Here is a 21,324-nt window from a genome sequence, read left to right on the forward strand (position 1 = left end):
AGGCGGTTGAGAATTCCTTCCCATTTCGCGCGCCGACGCTAGGGTGCCGCGCCAATGACGAAGCGCAATTCCTTCGACGCCCTCGCCCTCGGCGCATCCGACACGCCGAGGGCGCAGGAAGCCTACACCGAACTGCGCGACCAGTTCGACTGGGTCCCGCTGGAAGAGGCGGACGCGGTGGTGGTCCTGGGCGGTGACGGTTACATGCTGCAGACCCTCCATCGCATGCTCGACAACGGGCGTGTCATCCCTGCCTACGGGATGAATCTCGGCACGGTGGGCTTCCTGATGAACCGCTATCGCGGCGCGGCTAGGTTGCTCGACCGGATCGCCCGGGCGCGCAGCTTCGCCGTGTCGCCGCTGGTCATGGACGCGACGCTGCACGACGGCAGCCAGCAACGCCATTGCGCCATCAACGAAGTAAGCCTGCTTCGCGAAACGCGCCAGACCGCGAAAATCGAGATTTCGGTCAACGGCAAGATCCGCCTTCCCGAACTCAGCTGCGACGGGGTGTTGCTGGCGACGCCGGCGGGTTCGACCGCCTACAATCTGTCTGCCAATGGCCCGATCCTGCCGCTGGGTTCCAACATGCTCGCCCTCACCCCGATCAGCGCCTTTCGCCCGCGTAGGTGGCGCGGGGCGATCCTGCCGGACCGGTTCGACGTGCGCTTCCGCGTGCTGGAAGCGGACAAGCGCCCGGTTGCTGCCGTGGCCGACCAGACCGAGCTGCGCGACATCGCCGAACTTGCCATTTCCATCGCGCAGGACATGGAACTGACGCTGCTGTTCGACCCCGGCCACAGCCTTGACGAGCGGATCGTCGCCGAACAATTCATCGCCTGAGGCCGCCCGGTCGAAAATGGCCAAACTGGGCCTTGCCAAGCGAAATCCGTCCGCATATAGGCGCGTCTCGCTCGCAAGGGCTGCTCCCCGATAGCTCAGCGGTAGAGTAGGTGACTGTTAATCACTTGGTCGTTGGTTCGAATCCAACTCGGGGAGCCACTTCTACCTAGATCGCCAGCAAGAGCCGCCCGCCGACGAGGATCGTCAGAGCGGCCGTTGCCATGCGGATCACGCGCTTCGGCATGAACCTGACGGCGAGCAAGCTGCCGATCTGGCCGCCGATCACCACCGCGATGATGAGCAGCAGGCCGAACTCTGCGGCAGCGCCCAGCAATCCGCTGCCCGACTTCAGCAGCTGCCCGGCCAGGCCGAAGAGCGAATTCACGAGGATGAACAGGCTCGCGGTTGCCGCGATGGCGCGCGCCTCCCGCCAGCGCACCAGGTGGAGCAACGGGGCGAGGAAGATGCCGCCGCCGATCCCCACAAGCCCGGCGAGGTAGCCGAGCGGCGCTGCGGCCAGCCAGGCGAAGCGGGCCGCGCGGGCGGGCTCGTCATCGCGTCCGGCAGTCGGCAAGAACAGTGCGAGACCGGCAAGGACCAGGCTTGCCCCGAGCACGGTGAAGAAAGCCTGTTCGCCGATCGGGGTCAGCCCGCCGAGGAGCGCTGCCGGCGCGCCGAGGGAAACCAGCCCCAGCGCACCGCGCCAAGGCGTGACCCCGGCACGGGCGAAGCGCACCGTGCTGCCCGCGACGACCACGAGGTTGCACAGCAGCGCCACCACCGGCAGCAGCAGGTAATCCGCGCCCGCCAGAGCGAGCAGCGCGCTATAGGTAGATCCGCCCCCGAACCCCACGGAGGCATACAGGATCGCGGTGACAAAGAACGCGGCGGCGAGGACGGGCATGGCCCCGCCTAGCGCTTCGTCGCTATCCTGGCGAGCGGATCAGCCGCGCGCACCGTGGCAATGCTTGTACTTGTTCCCGCTGCCGCAGGGGCACAGTGCATTGCGGCTGAGGTTCTGGTCCGCATAGGGATCCTCGTTCGGCGTGCCCGGCCCCGCATCGGCGCGGGGGCTGCCGGCGAGCGATCCGAACATGGCGGTGCGTGCTTCCGATCCGTCGCCATCGTTCGAATCGTCGAGCCCGCTCAGCGGATCGATATGCCCGGTCAGGAAGTCCGGCAGGTCCGGCAGGTCGACCGGCGGCGGCGGCGCGGCCCGGCGCAATTCCGCGGTCAGCAGGATCCGCGTCACGTCCTCGCGCAGCGTGTCGAGCATGGTTTCGAACAGGCCGAAGGCTTCCTTCTTGTATTCGTCGAGCGGTTTGCGCTGCGCATAGGCGCGCAGGAACACCACCTGCCGCAGCGCGTCGAGCGTTGCCAGATGCTCCTTCCAGTGGAAGTCGAGCCGCTCGAGCAGCACCCGCTTTTCGAGGTTGCGGAAGGTCTTCTCGTCGATCTCGGCGGTCTTGGCGGCCATGATCTTGTCGGTGCTGTCCATCAGCCGCTCTTCGAAAATTTCGGCTTCGACGGCATCTTCCTGCAGCCATTCGTCGATCGGCGGCGTCAGGCCGGTCACGTCGGTGATATGCGCCTTCAGCCCTTCGATATCCCATTGTTCGGGATAGGATCCCGGCGGGCAATGCTGGCTGACGAGGGCGTTGATGGCATCGTGGCGCATGTTCTCGACCACGTCGTCCACCGTCTCGCTGTCCATGATGTCGGCGCGCTGTTCGTAGATGACCTTGCGCTGGTCGTTCATCACGTTGTCGTATTCGACGACCTGCTTGCGGACCTCGTAATTGCGCGCCTCGACCTTCTTCTGCGCGGTCTCGATGGCCTTGGAGAGCCACTTGGAACCGATCGCCTCGCCGTCTTCGAGGTTGGAGTTCATCATCTTGGCGAACAGCGTGTCCGGGCCGAAGATGCGCAGGAGGTCGTCTTCGAGGCAGAGATAGAATTTCGACAGGCCGGGGTCGCCCTGCCGGCCCGAGCGGCCGCGCAACTGGTTGTCGATGCGGCGGCTTTCGTGGCGCTCGGTGCCGAGCACGTAGAGCCCGCCTGCGGCCAGTACCTTTTCACGGTCGGCAGCGACTTCCGCCTTGATCTTCTCGATCGCGGCGTCGCGCTCCGGACCTTCCTCCATGGAGGAAAGCTCGTCCTCGATGCGGAATTCTGCATTGCCGCCCAGCTGAATGTCGGTGCCGCGGCCGGCCATGTTGGTGGCGATGGTCACCGCTCCCGGCTGGCCAGCCTGCGCCACGATATGGGCTTCCATCTCGTGGAAGCGGGCGTTGAGGACGTTGTGCTTCACGCCCTCCTTCTTCAGGAATTCGGACAGCAGTTCCGATTTCTCGATCGACACGGTTCCGACCAGGATCGGCTGCCCCTTCGCGCTCTTTTCGGCGATCGACTTGGCGATGGCCTGGAACTTGTCGGTCGTGTTCTTGTAGAACTCGTCTTCCTCGTCCACGCGCTGCACCGGCAGGTTGGTCGGGATCTCGACCACGTTCATCTTGTAGATTTCGTAGAACTCGCCGGCCTCGGTCGCGGCCGTACCGGTCATGCCCGACAGCTTGGGATACATGCGGAAATAGTTCTGGAAGGTGATCGAGGCCATGGTCTGGTTTTCGGGCTCGATCTTGACGCCTTCCTTGGCCTCGACCGCCTGGTGGAGGCCATTGGACCAGCGTCGGCCGTCCATCATGCGGCCGGTAAACTCGTCGATGATGACGACCTTGTCGTCTTTCACGATGTAGTCCGTGTCGCGCTTGAACATCACGTTCGCGCGTAGCGCCTGGTCGAGGTGGTGGACGACCTGCGTGTTCTCCACGTCGTAGAGGTTGTCGCTTTCCAGCAGCCCCTTCTCGACGAGGATCTTCTCGACTTCCTCGACTCCGTCTTCGGTCAGCTGGATGTTCTTGGTCTTCTCGTCCTTCTCGTACCAGTCTTCGGGGATGTCCTTTACGATGGCATCGAGAGCGACGTAAAGCTCGGACTTGTCCTCAGTCGGGCCGGAGATGATCAGCGGGGTACGCGCCTCGTCGATCAGGATGGAGTCCACCTCGTCGACGATGGCGTAGTTGAAGGGGCGCTGCACCATCTGATCGCGCGAATGCTTCATGTTGTCGCGCAGGTAATCGAAGCCGAACTCGTTGTTCGTGCCGTAGGTGATGTCGGAGTGATACGCCTCGCGCCGCTGGTGTTCGGGCAGGTTAGGCACGATCACGCCGACCGTCAGGCCGAGGAACTTGTGCAGCCGGCCCATCCATTCCGCGTCGCGGCGGGCGAGGTAATCGTTGACGGTAACGACGTGGACGCCCTTGCCCTCGATCGCATTCAGATAGGTGGCGAGTGTGGCGACCAGCGTCTTGCCCTCACCCGTGCGCATTTCGGCGATTTCGCCGCGGTGGAGCACGATGCCGCCGACCATCTGCACGTTGAAGTGCCGCATGCCAAGCACGCGGACCGAAGCCTCGCGCACGGTGGCGAAGGCTTCGGGCAGGATATCGTCGAGCGTGGCGCCGTTCGCCAGCTGCTCGCGGAACTTGTCGGTCTGGCCGGCCAGCTCCGCGTCGGTCAGGTCCTGGATCTGCGGCTCCAGCGCCTCGATCTGGCGGACGATCTTGTCGAGCGATTTGACGTAGCGGTCGTTCGCCGACCCGAAAATGGACTTGGTGATTGCGCCGAGCATGGGCGGTTCCTTGGATATGAATATGTGGGTTGGCCGCGCGGGCTGAACCGCAGCGCCGGCCGGAAATCGGATTTGGTGGAGGGGCGCGCAACCGCGCTATTCGCGGGCGCGATCGACCTTGATGCGCACTGCCGAGGGGGCTGAGAACGCCCGCTTCGGAGCTGCGTTTTCGTCTGCCGCATCCAGCGCTGGCGCGTGCACCAGCCGCTGCGCGACGACGGCTGCGCGTTCCGCCGTGACGACGATGTCCGCAGCATCCGCAACCTGCGCCTGCACTTCCGCCGCGCGCACCTCCGCCGCGGCAGGTGCCGCAGCGAGGCCCGACAGGACCGCGAGCATGGTGAGAAGCTGACGCAACATGTGCCTGCGCACATAGCTATCAAGCGGGAAAAGTCCAGCAAGCGAATGCCCGTCACGGTGCATCCAGCGGCAGTTCCTCCACCGAGAAGCTCAGTTTCAGACGCCGTTCTTCCGGTTCCCCATTCGCATCGCGATATGGGGCTGACTGCCCGCTCGGAAGGCAGTCGCCTCGGGCGAAGTTGTCGCTCATGCCGCGCGGCAACTGCCCCGATGCCGCGATGATCTCGCAGTCCGTTGCCGTACCATCCCGCCCGATAGTAACCGCCACGACCAGGTCAAAAACCTCGATGTCAGGTTCGCGCCTTCGCCACACATGAGTCTTTTCGAGGGTTCCTGCCTGTCCATCCCAACCGCCATCGAAACGGATGACAGCCCGCTTGTAGAGCAGCGGGCATGTCGCCGCATCTAGGCTGGCGCTGCCACTGGACTGACGTATCTCGCATCCAGTGACCCTGCCGCTGGAATCATACGAGAGCGCAAAAGCAACCGACCCTTCTTCGCCTCTTCGCCAGGCTTCCACCGGGTAGTCGGCGTCCACGATTCCGGTCGTCACCAGGTATGCCCCGCTGGTGTCCCCGAACGTGGGGCGGGGCGAAGGCGGAATGCGAGATGTGTCCTTCTGGGATGGAGTGGTCAACACTTGACCTTCCTGTGCCGCAGCAGCGCCGCCAAGCCCCATTGAGCCGAGCGCGGCGCTCAGATAGATCGCAATCCCGTATTTCATCGCATGACCCTTCCCGTTGTGCGGCAAATCCTAGCCGAGGCCGTCCGCTTGTCCAGCATATCCCCTCTCGCCGTGCCCTTCCCCGACCTGCACGCAATCGACGGCGTCACGCTGCGCACGGTCCGTGCCGGCTACAAGGATTGGGACCGGGCCGACCTCACCTTCGTCGAACTGGCGGAAGGGACTGCGGTCGCAGGGCTGTTCACGCAGAACGTGTGTTGTTCGACCGAAGTCGAGATGGGCCGCGAGCAGGTGAAATCGGGCCGCGCGCGGGCGCTGGTGGTCAACGCCGGCAATGCCAATGCCTTCACCGGTTATCGCGGGCGCGAGGCGGTGGAGCAGATCGCGGCGCAGGTCGCCGGCGGCATCGGCTGCGAAGCTTCCGAAGTGTTCGTATCTTCCACCGGCGTGATCGGCGTACCGCTGCCCAAGGACAAGGCGCGCGAAGGCGTGGCGGCCGTGCTTCGCGCCGAACCTTGCGGCTGGGAGGATGTCGCGCGGGCCATCGGTACCACCGACACCTATACCAAGGGCGCGCACGCCTCGGCGATGATCGGCGAGACGAAGGTCCACCTTGTCGGCGTGATCAAGGGTAGCGGCATGATCGCCCCCGACATGGCGACCATGCTCGGCTACATCTTCACCGATGCGGCGGTGGAGCCCGTCTTCCTGCAGGACATGCTCGGCGCCGCGAACGGGCCGACCTTCTCCTCGATCACGGTGGACAGCGACACCTCCACAAGCGACACGGTGCTGGCCTTCGCGACCGGCAGGGCGGGTAACGCGCCCCTCGCCGGCTTCGACGATGCCGGGGCGGACGCCTTTGCCGCGGCGCTGCACGACGTCTGCCGTCAGCTCGCCCAACTGGTGGTGCGCGACGGCGAAGGGGCGACGAAGTTCATCGAGATCGCGGTCGGCGGCGCGGTGTCGGATGAAAGCGCGCGCCGCATCGGCCTCGCCATCGCCAATTCGCCGCTGGTGAAGACCGCCATCGCGGGCGAGGATGCCAACTGGGGCCGCGTCGTCATGGCAGTCGGCAAGGCGGGAGAGCCTGCAGATCGGGACAAGCTGTCGATCGGCTTCGGCGGCACCTGGGCCGCGCGCGACGGCCTGCCGCTGGCAGATTACGACGAGGCGCCGGTGGCGGTCCACCTGAAGGAGCAGGATATCCGCATCGACGTCGACATTGGCCTGGGTGACGGGCGCGCGACCGTGTGGACCTGCGACCTCACGCATGGATACATCGAGATCAACGCGGATTATCGCACGTGAACGCGCTCGAGGAAGAAATCCTGTCGCTGATGCGATTCGCGGCGGAGCGGGCGATCCTGCCGCGCTTTCGCAACCTGTCGGACGAGGACATCGTCGAGAAAGCCGCCGACGATCTCGTCACCGTGGCCGACCGCGAGACCGAGGAATTCCTGACCGAAGCGCTCGGCAAGTTGCAGCCGGGCGTGCCGGTCGTGGGCGAGGAAGCGGTGCATGCCGACCCCTCGTTGATGGAGAAATTGTCCGGCCCGTGCTGGATCGTCGACCCGATCGACGGCACGCATAATTTCGCGCACGGCAAGGCACCGTTCGGCATCATGATCGCGCTGGCCGATGCGGGCGAAGCTGTTGCCGGGTGGATCTACGACCCGCTGTCGGGGCGCTTCTGCCACGCACGCCGCGGCGAAGGGGCCTTCATCGGGGAAGAATGGATTTCGGCGCAGTCGACCGGCGAAACGCCGCCGGTGGCCGCCATCTCGGTCATCTTCCTCGACCAGGCGCGGCGCGAAGCGGTGGAAGCGCATGTCGCGCCGCACTACCGCGTGGTCGAAACGCCGCGCTGCGCCGCCGAGCAATACCCCCGCCTCGCGCTGGGCGAAAACGACGTTTCGTTCTTCGAGCGGACGCTCGCGTGGGACCACGCGGCTGGCGCGTTGTGGGTCAACGAAGCGGGCGGCAGGATTGCGCGGCCCGATGGCTCACCCTACAAGGTGGACGAGCCGGACCGGACCGGCATGATCGGCGCCGCCAGCCCTGCCTTGTGGGACGGGTTGGCGGAGCTTTACGCGAAGCTTCCGTAGACAGGTCTTTCCTACATCGGTCCGGGCGTGAAAGGTCGAACGATGCCGGGATAGAGCCCCGACAGGCGGGGGGCCGCCCCATCCTGTCGGCGCTTCATTCATCTAACCATAAAGCCCTGAATTCAGGATCTTTTTCCTGCTCTAGCGAAGTTGACGCGGTGTCAACTTCGTCAAGCAATCATCGGGTCAAAGCTCGCCTTCGAGCCATCCCTTGAGCTGGCTCTTCGGAGCTGCGCCAAGCTTCTTGGCGACGACCTCGCCGTTCTTGAACAGCAGCATCAGCGGGATCGACTGGACGCCGAACTTGCCGGGCACTTCCGGATTTTCCATGATGTCCATCTTGGCGATAGTCACCTGGTCGGACAATTCGTCGCTGATTTCTTCCAGCGCCGGGCCGATCATCTTGCATGGGCCGCACCATTCGGCCCAGAAATCCACCAGCACGGGCTTGTCGGCGCCCAGCACCTCGGTTTCGAAATTTTCATCGGTTACGGCAACGGTGGCCATGGGAATCTCCTCTTGTGTTGCCCCTTACTTGGGCAAAGGCGTCACGGGTGCAACCGTTCAGCCGCGAAAGCTTTCCTCATCCACCGGCAAGGCTGGTTTGGCGGCGGCAAGCATCGCTTCCGGTATGGCGATCAGGCGGGGCGCGTGGGTGTATAGCACTGCCGCCTCGATCCGCCGGCCGGGATAGATCACCCCCAACGCGGCGGCATAGGCGCCCATCTGGCGGATCGTCGCTGCCGGGACGCCGCCGATGTCCACAGGCGGGCGGCGCGTGGTCTTGTAGTCGACCACCGTCACCGTATCGGCGGTCACCAGCAGACGGTCGGCAGTGCCCGCGATGACCTGCCCGTCGACCACCGCGGTGAGCGGGATTTCGGCCAGCGCTTGCGGAGAGAACAGGGCGGGGAAATCCGGAGAATCGAGCACGGCCAACCCCTGGTCCAGCATTTCCGCGCGCGTAGATGCATCCAGTTCGGCCGCGTGCCGCGTCAGCCATTTCGCCCCGGCTTCGCGCCGATTTTCCGGCGCAACGTCGGGCAAACGTTCCAGCAAGCGGTGGATCAGGACCCCGCGCCGTGCCGCGTCGCGCAGCGCATCGGGCGGCAGCGGCGGGTCGGGCGCTTCGTCGGCGCCGGCATTCGAAGGGGCGAGCGGGCGCGGCGGGCGCGGTTCAGGGCCGATGGGCATGGTCGCCCACGACGGAAGCAATGGGCGCCCGGCCACGGTGGCGCCCCCTGCGGCAGGCGGAAGCGCGCCGAGCTCCCCGACCTGCCGGACATCGCCCCAGATCGCCGATACCTGCACCTCGGAAGGAAACAGCGGTTCGAGCCGCGCATACCAGCTGTCCGCCGCGGGTTCGTCCTCGCGCGCGCCCAACGATCCGGCGATGAACAGCGCCTCTTCGGCCCGCGTCATCGCGACATAGAGCAGGCGCCAGTGTTCCTGCATGTCGGCCGCCTGCTGCCGCTCCAGCGCCGTGGCGAGCGCGGTGGGTCGCTCGTCGCTGCGAACCGCCGGGACGGGAATTTCGGGCCGGTGCATCACATCGTCCGCCACCCCGTCTGGCAGCCCCGCCTGTAACGCGATCGCTCCGCTGCGCGAGTTGCGCGGATTGTCCGCCGCGTCGGCCAGGATGACGATCGGTGCCTGCAGCCCCTTGGAGCCGTGCACGGTCATCACCCGCACTTCGCCGGAGCTTTCGCCCTGTTCGCGCTTGATCTCGCCATCGCCTGCATCGAACCAGCGCACGAAGCCCTGAAGGCTCACGACATGGCTGGCGGAATAGGCGTAGGCCGCGTTGACCAGCTCGTCGATCGGGTCGTTCGCTTCGCGCCCCAGGCGGGCGACCAGCTTGCGGCGGCCTTGCCACGGGCCGGACAGCATCCAGTGCAGCAGTGTTTCCGGCGGTTCGTAATCCGCGCGTTCGAGCAGCTGGCCGAGCTGCAGGGCGGTGCGCTGAACCAGCGGCGCGTCCCTGTCGCGCAAATGGCTCCACAGGCCGGTTTTCGCCGGGCGGTATGCGTGCTCCAGCAGCTCTTCCTGCGTCCAACCAACCAAGGGCGAGACCAGCAGGTTTGCAAGGCTGAGGTCATCGTCGGGCTGCACGGCAAAGTGGATTGCGGCCATCAGGTCCTGCACCGCCAAGGGCGCGCCCAAGCGCAGCCGGTCCACCCCCGCAACAGGCACGCCTGCCGCATAAAGCCGGGCCACGATGAGCGAGGCCAGCTCCTTGCGCTTGCGGACCAGCACCATGACGTCGCCGGGTCCGGCGCGGCGGGCGATGCCCTTCACCAGCGGGAAGCCTTGGTCCATCCACGCCCGCACCTGCCGCGCGATCCGGTCTGCAAGGTCGCGGTCGGGACGGGAGAGCCAGGCATCCTCGTCCCCCTCGCCTTCATCCTCCTCGCCATCGGGCAGGCCGGTGGGCGGCCACAAGGCGACGATGCCGGGGCGGTCCTGCCCGTCATGGCTGATGCGGCCTTCCGGCAGGCCAAATTCTTCGGGGCCGATGGCGGCGATGGCGGAATCCACGAAGTCGAGCATGGGCTGCGCCGTGCGGAAGGACCGGTCGAGGCCGAGCTCCTGCAATTCGCGCGCCTGCCCGCGTTCCCGCAAGGCAGCGCGGTTTTCCGCAACGCCCGCCATGCGCGCCGCCACCCGCTCGCGCGCGGCGCGGAAGTTTTCGGGGCTCGTGCCCTGGAAGCCGAAGATCGCCTGCTTGTAGTCGCCGACCACGAACAGCGTGCGCACCTTGTCGGCATGCTGCCCCTCGCCGGCGAAGAATTCCTCCGTCAGCGCGTCGATGATAGTCCACTGGGCGGCGTTGGTGTCCTGCGCCTCGTCCACCAGGATGTGATCGAACTGCCGGTCGAGCTTGTAGCGGATCCACGCCGAGACGTCGCTGCGGACGAGCAGCCGCGCGGCAAGCCTGATCTGGTCGTCGAAATCGACGAAGCCCTCGCGCGATTTCGCCTCTTCCCACAGCGCGTTGTAGCGCCGACCCAGCTCGAGCGCCGGGGCGAGCCATTCGGCAAGGTCGAGCGCCCGCCTGCGATCGGCAACGCGCTCGATGGATGCCAGCAGGCGCTCGGCATGCTCGGCATAGGCAGGCTCGTGCTTTTCGAGCGATTTCAGCGAGCGCGGATCGCCCGCCTGCGTGAACAGCGCCTTGAGAAGGTCTTCGAGAGCATCGACGCGATTGTCCGTCGCCTGAAAGGCAGCGATGGCATCGGCCGATGCGAGGCCGGTTTTCGTCCCCCACGAGGCATTCGCAGCCGCGCAAGCCTGCAGCGCATCCTCGTCGAATTCCGGCGCGCGGCACAGCGCTTCCAGATCGGCGGCGGTGGCATCCGCCGGCAGGCCGAGCAGCCCGAGCACCGGCCCACGCAGCGGCTGCGGCTCCGCCCACTGCGGCGCCTCCCACGCCGCGCGGTGATCGGCGCAGCGCTGCATCCAGCTGCGCACGCCATCGGGCCCCATCCGCAGGCTGAGCGCCTCCAGCGTCGCCAGCGCTTCCGCATCGCCGCTGTCGGCAAGCTGCGACAGCACATCGCGGGCGAGCAGTTCGCGGTCGCGGTCCTCCATCGCCTTAGAGCCGACGAGCAAGCCCGCCTCTTCGGGAAACGCCGCCAGCAGCCACTGGGCAAAGGCGTGGATCGTATCGATGCGGAGCCCGCCGCCGGGGGTGTCGAGCACGCTGGCGAACAGGGTCCGCGCGCGTTCCCGCGTGTCGGGGTCGACCGGCGCGCCGATATGGGCAAGCTCCGCCGCCAGCTTGTCGTCGGGCAAGCGCACCCAGCGCGCCAGCACCTCGTTCACGCGCGTCGCCATCTCGGCAGCGCCCGCCTTGGTGAAAGTCAGGCACAGGATCTGCGATGGCTCGACCCGGTCGCGCAGCAGCAGGCGCAGCACGCGGGCGGACAGGACCTGCGTCTTGCCGGTCCCGGCGCTGGCGGAAAGCCACACCGTCTCTTCCGGCAAGACGGCGAGCTGCTGCGCGCCGTGGAGGGGGTAGACCGCGCTCATGCGCCAGCCTCACCGGCCGAACGGCCCATCCATTCGGACAGGCGCATCAGCTGGTCATAATCGGTGTAGCCGGGCTGGTCGGGGTTAAGCTTGGCCGTGAACGGTTCCGAGCCGAGGATCCAGGCGTCGATCGCCTGGTCCAGATAGGCGAGCGTCGTCGGCAGGAACTCTTCCGGCAAAACGCCGCTCCGCTTGCGTCCGGTGAGGATCGGCGTCTCGATATAGCCGAAGCCGGTTTCGCTCTTCTCGTTCCTTCCCAGAGACCAGTATTCGAAGGTCTCGGCGATGCCTCTCACGGAACTACCCTCGGTCCGGAATTCGCTTTCCCGCGCGATCAGGCCGAGCGTGCCGAGTTGCAGCGCGTAGCCGTTGGCCACCTCGCTGCCGCTGGGCGGCTTGCCGGTCTTGTAATCGACGATGGCGAGCGATCCGTCCGCCATGCGGTCGATCCGGTCGACGCGGCCATGGATCGTGATGCCGCGCCGGGTCCAGTCGCCCCTGGCTTCCACGGCGACCACCTCGCGCTCGTCATCGGCTTCGAGTGTCTGCCTGACCCATTCCAGCGCTGCCAGCAGGCGCGGCCGCCACAGCGTGCGCACGAGCGGATGCGCGCCCATCGCCTCCAGCTCCTGCGCGGCGAGCTCGTCCAGCGTGCCCTCTTCATTGTGCCAGCGTTCGAGAATCGCGTGGGCGAGCGTACCCTGCCATTGCGCGGTCGGCTCCGCGTCGAGCGCATCGAGCTTGCGCAGGCGGAGTATTTGCTGGGCGTAGAATTGGTACGGGTCCGACCGCAACCGGTCGAGCGCGGTCGCGCTGATGCGGACCTTGCGCTGCTCCGCGTCGGGCATCGGCCTTGGCTGGGGATAGGGCGGCGCAGGCTCCGCATCGTCCAACGCGCGGGCCAGCGCGACGGTGTGCGTATCGGTGTAGTCCGGCAGCAACCCGTCGCCCAGCAGCGCCTGTGCGCGCAAGAGGAAGCGCGACGGGATCGCCGGGCCCGACAGGTCGCGTGCCGCGCGGCTCAGCACCACCTCGGGCGCGCCCATCGCGGCGGCAAGGTCATGCGCAGACAGGCCGATGCGGAAATCGGCGCCGGGCACGCCGAGAGCGCGCAGCACCGGCGGCGGCAACACCGGGTCGGGCGAAGGCGCAGCGGGCCAGGTCCCTTCGTTCAGCCCGGCACAGATCACCAGGTCGGCCCGGTTCATACGCGATTCGAGCAAGCCATAGATGCTCACGCGCGGATGGCCGCCATAGGGCGGGCGGACGGACACGTCCTCCATCGCATCGCGCAGCACGGCGACGAGATCGTCGGGCGCCAGCACCGTGCCGACGTCGCGCGCCTGCAACCGCAGGTCCTCGATAAAGGCCGACAGCGCGCGTCCATCCTCCCGCGCCCAAACGCCCTCCCCGCACAGCGCCTCGGCCAGCTGCGCGATTTGGTCGAGCCGGTCGGCGAGCGGCAAGTCGTCGGGCGCTTCGAGAGCCGGCGCGATCAGGTCGGACACAAATTGCCACCACTCGGCGAATTCGGGCCGCGCGCTGCCGATCTTCGCCGCAGCGTCGGCATAGCCTGCCAGACCCGCCACCGTGCGCGGGCCGCGCATCTCCGCCTCAAGCAGTCGCACGTTGCGCAGCCAGCGATTGCGGGCGTCCCCGGCGCTAACGAGCGGGTGGCCGAGCAAGGCCATCAGGGCCACGGGCGCTGCATCCTGCGCGATCACCTCGGCCAGTTGCAGGACCACGCGCCCCGCTGCCGTCTGCGACAGGGGACGACCGGCGGAATCGTCCGCAGCAATGTTCCACCGACCGAGGTGCGCGACGATCCGCCGTGCAAGGCCGCGGTCGGGCGTGACCACCGCAACCCGCTTCTCCGGCTCCGCCAGTGCCCGCCGGACGAGCAGCGCGACCGCCTGAGCCTCCTCTTCCGGCGTCGCGGCCTGCATGATCGATACGCCGGACAGGCGGCGCTTGTCGGCAGGCAGGATCGCCCAGCCCTTGCTCGCCTGCGGGGGCAGGAACAGCGCGGAAATCGCATGGCTTCGCGCCGGCGGCCCCTTGCCCATGCCAGCACGATGCCAGGGGTGGACCTCCTCGCGCGCGATCCCCATGCGGTTGAGCAGCAGCTTGAGGTGGTATTGCGGGTGCGTCACCGCATCGCCGGGCGCGAACGGCGGGTCGGTCGGACCATCGCCCACCCCTGCCCGGCCAAGCTCGCTCCAGACATCGCGCTCCATCGACAGGTCCAGGTCGGGGAGCACGACCGCCCCGTCCGGCAGGTCGGCAATCGTGCGCAGCAGCCGGGCGAGCGCCGGCGCGGCACTGGTTACGCCTGCTGCCACCACCGCATGCACGGGCGGCTGCGCCTTCCAGCGTTCGGCTGCATGTTCGAACAGGCGGTTGCGCCGTCCGGCGGCATCGACCTCGCCGCGCGCCAGTAGCACGTCCAGCCATTTCACATGGATGCGGGCGAAGCGCCGCGTACTCGCCTTCCAGTGGTCGGCAAGGTCGCCCACGATCTCGATCACGCGATCCTGCAGCAGTTCTTCGGGGCCGATATCCTCGACTAGCAGCCGGTCGATCACTTGCGCATACTGGCGTGCCAGGCGGAGCAGCGCCGCGCCTTGCGGGGCAGCGGCACCTTCCTCCTCGCGGATCAGTTCCGCCAGCTTCAGCCAGCGGAATGTCGGGTCCACGGCCGGGGGAATGCCAGCGCCGTCACCGAGGGGATCGAGCAGCGGGCCGAGCGCTTCGTCAAGGTCGAGATCGCCCGCCGCGACCATCCGCGGCAGCAACAGCCCGCCGCCCGATATCCGCACGAACGCCTCCGTCACCGCGCGGATTGCGCGGCTCGAGGGCAGGATCAGCGTGAGGCGGGCAAGGCCCAGTTCGTCATCGCGGTAGCGCGGCAACAGACCGGCCGCGAGCGCGTCGGCAAACCCGCGATGTGCGGCGATCGAATAGACGGATGGTGCGCCCTTCGCCACCTACAGCCGCTTCAGCGCGTCTTCGGTCGGACCGATGGCCTGCGGCGTGCCGACTTCGAACCACTTGCCGGTAAACGGCAGGCCATACAGTCGCCCTTCCTCCAGCGCGCGGCTCCACAGCACATTGGTGCTGAATTTGCCGTCGGGCGCATCGCGCAGCAGGCGGTGGCTGACGATCTGGATGCCGGTGTAGATAAACGGCGCGATCCGGCCCGGGCGGCGACGCGTGATGCGACCCCGAGCATCGAGGTGGAAGTCACCCTTGCCGCTGAAATTCGCCGCACTCGAATGCGGGACCACGAGGAGCAGCGCGTCCATCTCGTCCGCGTCCCACCGTTCGGACAGGTCGTGAAACGCGCTGCGCGGCCCATCGAGCCAGATGTTATCGGAATTCAGGCAGAAGAACGGATCGGGCAGTTGCGCCTGCGCCCGGATCATCCCCCCGCCGGTTTCCAGCAGGGCGTCGCGTTCGTCCGAAATCGTGATCTTGGGCGACGCACGTTCCCGCAGATGCGCCTCCAGCGCGTCGGCCAGGTAATGGACGTTGACCACCGCCTTGCCCACGCCGGCTTCGGCAAGCCGGTCCAGCGTGTGATCGATCAGCGCCTTGCCGGCCACGCGCACCAGCGGCTTGGGTTGCGTAGCGGTAAGCGGGCGCATCCGCTTGCCCATGCCCGCCGCCATCACCATCGCGGTGTCGCTGGCGAGCGTGCTCACGCCGCGATGCTCCCGCCAGCCTGCCGGACCCCGGCGGGGATGTTGGCTGCGAACCAGTCTGCCACCGGCGCCAGGATGGGGTGCTTCAGATCACGCTCCAGCAGGTCCCAGACGCGCGGGATGAGCGAGAGGTATTTCGGCTTCCCGTCACGCTCTGCCAGGCGCGCGAAAATGCCGACGATCTTGGCGTTCCGCTGCGCGCCGAGGAGGGCGTAATCGGCAAGGAAGCGATCGTCCGGCTGCATCGCTGCGCGGTACCGGTCCAGCATGACGGATTCGAGACCGGGATCCACGTCCCGCCGCGCATCCTGCAGCAGGGATACAAGATCGTAGGCCGGATGCCCGACGAGCGCGTCTTGGAAGTCGATCAGGCCCTGCTCGCCAGCAGATGTCAGCATGATGTTCTCGGCATGGTAATCGCGCAGCACTGTGACCCCGGGCGATTGCCGGTCGGGCAAGTCCGACAAGACGCGGATCCATGCATCGGTATAGGCGGCGCCGTCGACCTCCAGGCCTGCCAGCGGGCAGTACCATTCGGTGAAGAGTTCGACCTCGCGCATGTAGGTGGCGAGATCATAGGGCGCGAAATCGCCCGGCGGTTGGCGGTGCAGCGCGACCAGCGCATCGATTGCGCCCGCGTAAAGCGCCCCTTCCTCGCTGTCGTCTCCCGCAAGGCGATCGGCGAGGCGTTCGTCGCCGAAATCTTCCAGCAGGACCAGTCCGTCGTCGGGATCGGCAGCCAGCGTTTCCGGAGCGCGCAGGCCATGGCGGGCGAGATAATCGCTGACGTGGAGGAAAGGCTTCGGATCCTCGTGCGGCGGCGGCGCGTGCATCAGCATCGCGGTTTCGCCACCGGCACGGCGCAGTCGGAAATAGCGGCGGAACGAGGCATCGCCCGGCAGCGGTTCGACCGCAGCGTCCGACCACCCGGCCCGTTCGATGAAAGGGGCGACCCCGTCCGGCAAGCTCATGGCATGCGCTCTAGCCAGTCCGCCCCGCCGCGGGCAATCGCCTTCCGCCCCTCGCCCACGATTTCGATGTCGATGGCCAGGCAGCCTGCCTCGTGATCGAAACCGCCCGCCTTGTCCGGCCATTCGGCTATCAGCACGGCGCCATCTCGGTAATCATCCAAACCGATCTCTTCGGCCTCCGCCGGCGTTTCGAGTCGGTAGAAGTCGGCGTGGACCAAAGGCGGATCGAGCGCGTCGTAGGTTTCGATGATCGTGAAGGTCGGCGAAGGTACCTCGCCGTCATGCCCCAGGGCGGCGATGATGCTGCGGGCGAGCGTCGTCTTGCCCGCACCCAGCCCGCCGGATAGCGCCACCACGTCGCCGGGTTGCAGCCTCACCGCAATCTCGGCGCCGAAGCCCTTCATGGCGGCGAGGTCCGGCAAATCGCGCGTCACGGCAGCAGGACCGTCGCCGTCGTGCCGAGGCCTTCCTGCGACATGACGTCCAGCGTGCCGCCGTGCGCTTCGACCAGTTGCTTCGCCAACGGCAGGCCGAGCCCGTCACGTTTCGCGACCGGGGCCGCCGCCTGACCTTCCAGCGCACGGGCCAGGGCGGCCGCGCTCATGCCCTTGCCGTTGTCGGAAATGACGATCCGTGCCGCGCCCTTTACCCGACCGACATCGACGAGGATCTTGCCGCCTTCGGGCGTCGCCTCGATCGCATTGTCGAGCAGGTGGCCGATTGCGCGGCCGAGGCGCTTGGCATCGCCCTCGATCGTGCCGAGGCTCTTCGCACCGCGCAGGTCGAGCGACAGGCCGCCCTTCCCGATGGCCTCCTCCCGCTCCCGCACGATGGCGGTCACGAAGGTGAACAGTTCCAGCTTCTTGCGTTCGAGCGGCAGCAAACCCGCCTCGCTCTGCGACAGGTCGAGCACGGTTTCGATCTGTTCGGACAGGCGCTCGACAGAAGCGAGGATGGCGGCGACATATTCCTTGCCCTGGGCCGAAAGGTCCCCCGCCACACCCGCTTCCAGCAACTCGGCGAAACCGCCGATGGACGTGAGCGGCGTGCGGAATTCGTAGCTCATGTTGGCAAGGAACCGCGTCTTCAGCGCATCCGCCTCTTCCAGCGAGCTTGCGCGGGCCTGCAGGGCTTCCGCCGCGCGCTGGCTGTCGGTGACGTCGAGCGCGGTGAGCAGGCCGTTGCCGTCCGGCAGGGGCACGCCGGCGAATTCGAGGATCCGCCCGTCCTTCAGCTCCACCCGCCCGCCCCGCTCACGCCGGTCGAGCGTGGCGGCGCGAATGGCTTCGCCCACGCGCTTGGCATGGGCAGGCATGGCCAGGCTGTTGCCGATGACATCGAGCAATTCTTCCGAACGCGGATGGCTGTCCAGCACATCGTCCTCGAGTCCCCAGAAGCTGGCGAAGCTGCGGTTCCACAGCTGGAGCTTCCCGTCGGGGGCGAAAACTGCGAGCGATTCGAACAGGCTGTCGAAAATGGCCGTGCGGGTACGCAGCAACGTGTCGCGCGTAGCCGACAGGGCGAGCTGCTCGGTCCGGTCCTCGGCCACCAGCGTCAGGCCGCCATCGGGCATGGGCTGGGACAGGATACGCAGGTGGGTGCCGTCGGCAAGCGACCACGCCTCGTCGCTGCCCGACCCGCTGGTGAACCACGCGCGGTGCTCGTCACGCCAGGCGGGAAAGTCGCGGGCTTCCGGCAGCCGGCCGCTATCGCGCGCATGATCGAGCCAGCGGTCGAATTCGAGCCCGTCCTTCACCGCGCCTTGCGGCAGGCCGAAGATGCGGCGGAACGGCTGGTTGGCGAAGATCAGGCTGCGCTTGCCGTCGAACTGGGCAACGCCGACGGACAGCTGGTCGAGCATGGCGCGCTGCGCCTCGCGGAAAGCGCGGAAGGCGCGGACCTGCTCCTCCACCTCCTCGATATCGACGGCGTATCCGGCAATCCCTTCCCCGCCCAGCGGCAGGTCGCTGACGCGCAGCGAGCGGCGCTGGCCGGCGATGGTCGCCGATACTTCGCGGCTGATGGCACCGTCCGTGGCGGAAAGCGCGACATCCGCCGCGCTGCGCCCGTCGACCGGTTCGACCAGCTCGACCTGGCGCTCGATGACGTTCTCGGCGCTCTTACCGTCGACCGCCTCGACATAGGCGCTGTTGACCAGGCGCAGGCGTCCGTCCCGCGCACGGAACCACATCGGCAGGGGCGCCGCCTCGATGAGGCCGACCAGCGCGGCAAAGTCTTCCCGCGCACGCGCCGTCTCGTCGCGCAGGCGGCTCAATTCCTCTTCGCTTTCGGAAAAATCGAAGAACCAAACCAGCGCCGCGCCGCCCGGCGAGATCTGCGCATCGGCAAGGTGGCCGTGCAAGGCGAGGCTGCGCTGCGAGCCGACCGGGCTTGCCACCATGCGAAAAGGTGCGGCCGATTTCTGCGCGGCCTTCACGTTTTCGGACAGCCGCTCCAGCGTGGCCTTGGGCAGCCCGCGATCCTCGCCAGCCAGTTCGGAGAGGAACGACGGCATCGATTCCAGCCCGAGCCATTTGGCGAGCCGGTCCGGCGCCTCGATCCGTCCGTCCGCGCGCACCAACATCGGCACGGCGGGCGCATCGTCGACCATTCGCGACAGCCGCGCAGCATGCTTGCGCGAAGCCTCGGCCTTCTGCGCCTTGGTGCCGGCGGCGATCATTAGCCACGCCGCGCCGAGCGTCCAAACGGCAAGCAGCAAGCCGATCAGGGTCAGCGCGGTGTCGGACAATTCCATGCCAATGCAGCTATGCCGCGCTGCAAGTGTTTGCAACGCGGCACAGGCGAACAATCAGGGTTTATTCGATGCTTTGCCGCTTAGTAGCGGTAATGCTCCGGCTTGAACGGCCCTTCGACCGGCACGCCGATGTAATCGGCCTGGCGCTGGCTCAGCTGGGTCAGCTTGACGCCCAGCTTGTCGAGATGCAGCGCAGCCACCTTCTCGTCGAGGATCTTGGGCAGGACGTAGACCTTGTTCTCGTACTGCTCCGGACGCTCCCACAGTTCGATCTGGGCGAGCACCTGGTTGGTGAAGCTGGCGCTCATCACGAAGCTGGGGTGGCCGGTGGCGCAGGCGAGGTTCACCAGGCGGCCCTTGGCGAGAACGATGATCTCCTTGCCGTCCGGAAACTTCACCAGGTCGGTGCCGGGCTTGAGTTCGGTCCACTCGTAATTGTCGAGCGCCGAAATCTGGATCTCGCTGTCGAAGTGGCCGATGTTGCTGACGATGCTCATCGGCTTCATCGCCTTCATGTGCTCGGCGGTGATGACGTTTTCGTTGCCCGTGGTGGTGACGAAGATGTCGGCGCGCTTCACAGCCTCTTCCATGGTCACGACCTCGAAGCCTTCCATCGCCGCCTGCAGCGCGCAGATCGGGTCGATCTCGGTCACCAGCACGCGTGCGCCGCCGTTACGCAGCGACTGTGCCGAACCCTTGCCGACATCGCCGAAGCCGGCGACGCAGGCGACCTTGCCGGACAGCATCACGTCGGTTGCGCGGCGGATGGCATCGACCAGCGATTCGCGGCAGCCGTAGAGGTTGTCGAACTTCGACTTGGTCACGCTGTCGTTCACGTTGATCGCCGGGAACGGCAGCTTGCCCTGCTTTTCGAGGTGGTAGAGGCGGTGGACGCCGGTGGTGGTTTCCTCCGACACGCCCTTGATCGCCTTGACGCTTGCGGTGAGGTAGCCGGGCTTGCGCTTGAGGAATTCCTTCAGCGCGCGCTGCATTTCGATTTCTTCGGCGTTTTCCGGTGCAGGCATCTCCTCGCCCGCTTCAAGCCGCGCGCCCCAGAGGGCGAACATGGTGGCATCGCCGCCATCGTCGAGGATCAGGTTGCAGGTAAGGTCGGCATCGTCTTCGGTCGACCAGTCAAAGATGCGGCCGACATAGTCCCAGTAATCGGCCAGGCTCTCGCCCTTGATCGCGAAGACCGGAATGTCCTGCGCGGCGATGGCGGCGGCGGCGTGGTCCTGCGTCGAAAAGATGTTGCAGGTCGCCCAGCGCACTTCTGCGCCCAGCGCCACCAGCGTTTCGATCAGCACGGCGGTCTGGATCGTCATGTGCAACGAACCGACGATGCGAGCACCCTTCAGCGGCTTCGCCTCGCCGAATTCCTCGCGCAGCGCCATCAGGCCGGGCATCTCGGTCTCGGCGATGGCGATTTCCGCGCGTCCGTAATCGGCAAGCGCGATGTCCTTGATGATGTAGTCGTTGAAAGCCACGTGGCGTCTCCTGGGGAAATTCGTCGAAGATGGGGGCGGTAGGTTCGCCCCGCTTTTCTGTCGCTGCCCCTAGACGTTGAAACCCTGTGGCGCAAATCCTGTCACGAGCCGTGGACGCAGCTGCCGCCCGTCCCTTGCAGGAACGGGGTGGCAGTCCCTATGTGCGCCGCGGACGGGACAGAAAAGGAATTCGAGACATGGCTATTTCCGTGGGCGACACGCTGCCGGACGTGAAACTGGTAAAGGCGACCGACGAAGGGCCGCAGCAGGTGGACGCGAAGGACTATTTCGCCGGCCGCACGGTGGCCTTGTTCGCAGTGCCTGGCGCTTTCACCCCGACCTGTTCGGCCAAGCACCTGCCGGGCTTTGTCGAGCATGCCGACGACCTGAAGGCCAAGGGCGTGGACGAGATTGCCTGTACCTCCGTCAACGATCCCTTCGTGATGGGCGCATGGAAGAAGTCCGACGGGTCCGACGCCATCACCATGCTGGCCGACGGGAATGCCGATTTTGCCAAGGCAGTCGGCCTCGACATGGATGCCAGCGGTTTCGGCATGGGCCAGCGCAGCCAGCGCTATTCGATGCTGGTCGAGGACGGCGTCGTGAAGCTGATCAACGTCGAGGCGCCGGGCGATTTCTCGGTTTCCAGTGCGGAACACATGCTTGAACAGATGTGATCGCTTGATCC

The 21,324-nt window shown here is 66.7% G+C and carries 16 protein-coding genes and 1 tRNA gene; 5 read left to right on the top strand and 12 right to left on the bottom strand.

Annotated elements, in window-relative coordinates:
• Positions 1-54 precede the first annotated feature (54 nt).
• Positions 55-843, top strand: a complete 789-nt coding sequence (locus QQW98_RS12895; RefSeq protein WP_290135335.1) for an NAD kinase — start codon at positions 55-57, stop codon at positions 841-843.
• An 84-nt stretch (positions 844-927) separates the two neighbouring features.
• A tRNA-Asn gene (locus tag QQW98_RS12900) sits at positions 928-1,002 on the top strand.
• Positions 1,003-1,009: 7 nt separating this feature from the next.
• Here QQW98_RS12900 and QQW98_RS12905 read toward each other — a convergent pair.
• The 4 genes from QQW98_RS12905 to QQW98_RS12920 form a co-directional block, all read right to left on the bottom strand.
• Positions 1,010-1,747: a sulfite exporter TauE/SafE family protein gene (locus QQW98_RS12905; protein ID WP_290135336.1), complete on the bottom strand. Its 738-nt coding sequence runs from the start codon at positions 1,745-1,747 to the stop codon at positions 1,010-1,012.
• Between the two features lie 39 nt (positions 1,748-1,786).
• A complete protein-coding gene (gene secA / locus QQW98_RS12910) occupies positions 1,787-4,534 on the bottom strand; it encodes a preprotein translocase subunit SecA (RefSeq protein WP_290135337.1) in 2,748 nt (915 codons plus the stop codon).
• Positions 4,535-4,630: 96 nt separating this feature from the next.
• On the bottom strand, positions 4,631-4,894 hold the full coding sequence (locus QQW98_RS12915; protein WP_290135338.1) for a hypothetical protein: 264 nt from the start codon (positions 4,892-4,894) through the stop codon (positions 4,631-4,633).
• A gap of 52 nt (positions 4,895-4,946) precedes the next feature.
• The gene (locus tag QQW98_RS12920; protein ID WP_290135339.1) at positions 4,947-5,618 is read right to left on the bottom strand and encodes a TonB family protein; all 672 of its coding nucleotides are present in this window, start codon (positions 5,616-5,618) and stop codon (positions 4,947-4,949) included.
• A gap of 48 nt (positions 5,619-5,666) precedes the next feature.
• On the opposite strand from QQW98_RS12920, the gene argJ reads away from it, so the two are divergent.
• Complete coding sequence (argJ, locus tag QQW98_RS12925; protein ID WP_404800815.1) at positions 5,667-6,890, top strand: bifunctional glutamate N-acetyltransferase/amino-acid acetyltransferase ArgJ; 1,224 nt, start codon at positions 5,667-5,669, stop codon at positions 6,888-6,890.
• Between the two features lie 29 nt (positions 6,891-6,919).
• The gene (locus QQW98_RS12930; protein ID WP_404800894.1) at positions 6,920-7,687 is read left to right on the top strand and encodes an inositol monophosphatase family protein; all 768 of its coding nucleotides are present in this window, start codon (positions 6,920-6,922) and stop codon (positions 7,685-7,687) included.
• A 186-nt stretch (positions 7,688-7,873) separates the two neighbouring features.
• On the opposite strand, the gene trxA is transcribed toward QQW98_RS12930, so the two are convergent.
• The 8 genes from trxA to ahcY all read right to left on the bottom strand — a co-directional run bounded on the left by trxA (position 7,874) and on the right by ahcY (position 20,636).
• The gene (gene trxA, locus QQW98_RS12935; RefSeq protein WP_290135342.1) at positions 7,874-8,194 is read right to left on the bottom strand and encodes a thioredoxin; all 321 of its coding nucleotides are present in this window, start codon (positions 8,192-8,194) and stop codon (positions 7,874-7,876) included.
• A 57-nt stretch (positions 8,195-8,251) separates the two neighbouring features.
• Complete coding sequence (gene addA, locus QQW98_RS12940; RefSeq protein ID WP_290135343.1) at positions 8,252-11,719, bottom strand: double-strand break repair helicase AddA; 3,468 nt, start codon at positions 11,717-11,719, stop codon at positions 8,252-8,254.
• A complete protein-coding gene (gene addB / locus QQW98_RS12945; RefSeq protein ID WP_290135344.1) occupies positions 11,716-14,706 on the bottom strand; it encodes a double-strand break repair protein AddB in 2,991 nt (996 codons plus the stop codon). The genes addA and addB overlap by 4 nt, the downstream gene beginning before the upstream one ends.
• Positions 14,707-15,423 (bottom strand): nucleotidyltransferase family protein, encoded by a 717-nt coding sequence (locus QQW98_RS12950; RefSeq protein WP_290135345.1) that lies wholly within the window; start codon positions 15,421-15,423, stop codon positions 14,707-14,709.
• On the bottom strand, positions 15,420-16,394 hold the full coding sequence (locus QQW98_RS12955; protein ID WP_290135346.1) for an aminoglycoside phosphotransferase family protein: 975 nt from the start codon (positions 16,392-16,394) through the stop codon (positions 15,420-15,422). The genes QQW98_RS12950 and QQW98_RS12955 overlap by 4 nt, the downstream gene beginning before the upstream one ends.
• Entirely contained in the window at positions 16,391-16,828 is a 438-nt protein-coding gene (tsaE, locus tag QQW98_RS12960) for a tRNA (adenosine(37)-N6)-threonylcarbamoyltransferase complex ATPase subunit type 1 TsaE (protein WP_290135347.1), read from the bottom strand. The genes QQW98_RS12955 and tsaE overlap by 4 nt, the downstream gene beginning before the upstream one ends.
• On the bottom strand, positions 16,825-19,149 hold the full coding sequence (locus tag QQW98_RS12965) for a sensor histidine kinase (RefSeq protein ID WP_290135348.1): 2,325 nt from the start codon (positions 19,147-19,149) through the stop codon (positions 16,825-16,827). The genes tsaE and QQW98_RS12965 overlap by 4 nt, the downstream gene beginning before the upstream one ends.
• An 80-nt stretch (positions 19,150-19,229) precedes the next feature.
• Entirely contained in the window at positions 19,230-20,636 is a 1,407-nt protein-coding gene (ahcY, locus tag QQW98_RS12970; protein WP_290135349.1) for an adenosylhomocysteinase, read from the bottom strand.
• Positions 20,637-20,833: 197 nt separating this feature from the next.
• On the opposite strand from ahcY, the gene QQW98_RS12975 reads away from it, so the two are divergent.
• Positions 20,834-21,313 carry a peroxiredoxin gene (locus QQW98_RS12975; RefSeq protein ID WP_290135350.1) on the top strand — a complete coding sequence of 160 codons (480 nt, stop codon included), beginning with the start codon at positions 20,834-20,836 and terminating at the stop codon, positions 21,311-21,313.
• The last annotated feature ends 11 nt before the right edge of the window (positions 21,314-21,324 follow it).

Origin of the sequence: Alteriqipengyuania flavescens, from assembly GCF_030406725.1 — a bacterium.
In the GTDB taxonomy this organism is placed as follows: Bacteria; Pseudomonadota; Alphaproteobacteria; order Sphingomonadales; family Sphingomonadaceae; genus Alteriqipengyuania_B; species Alteriqipengyuania_B flavescens.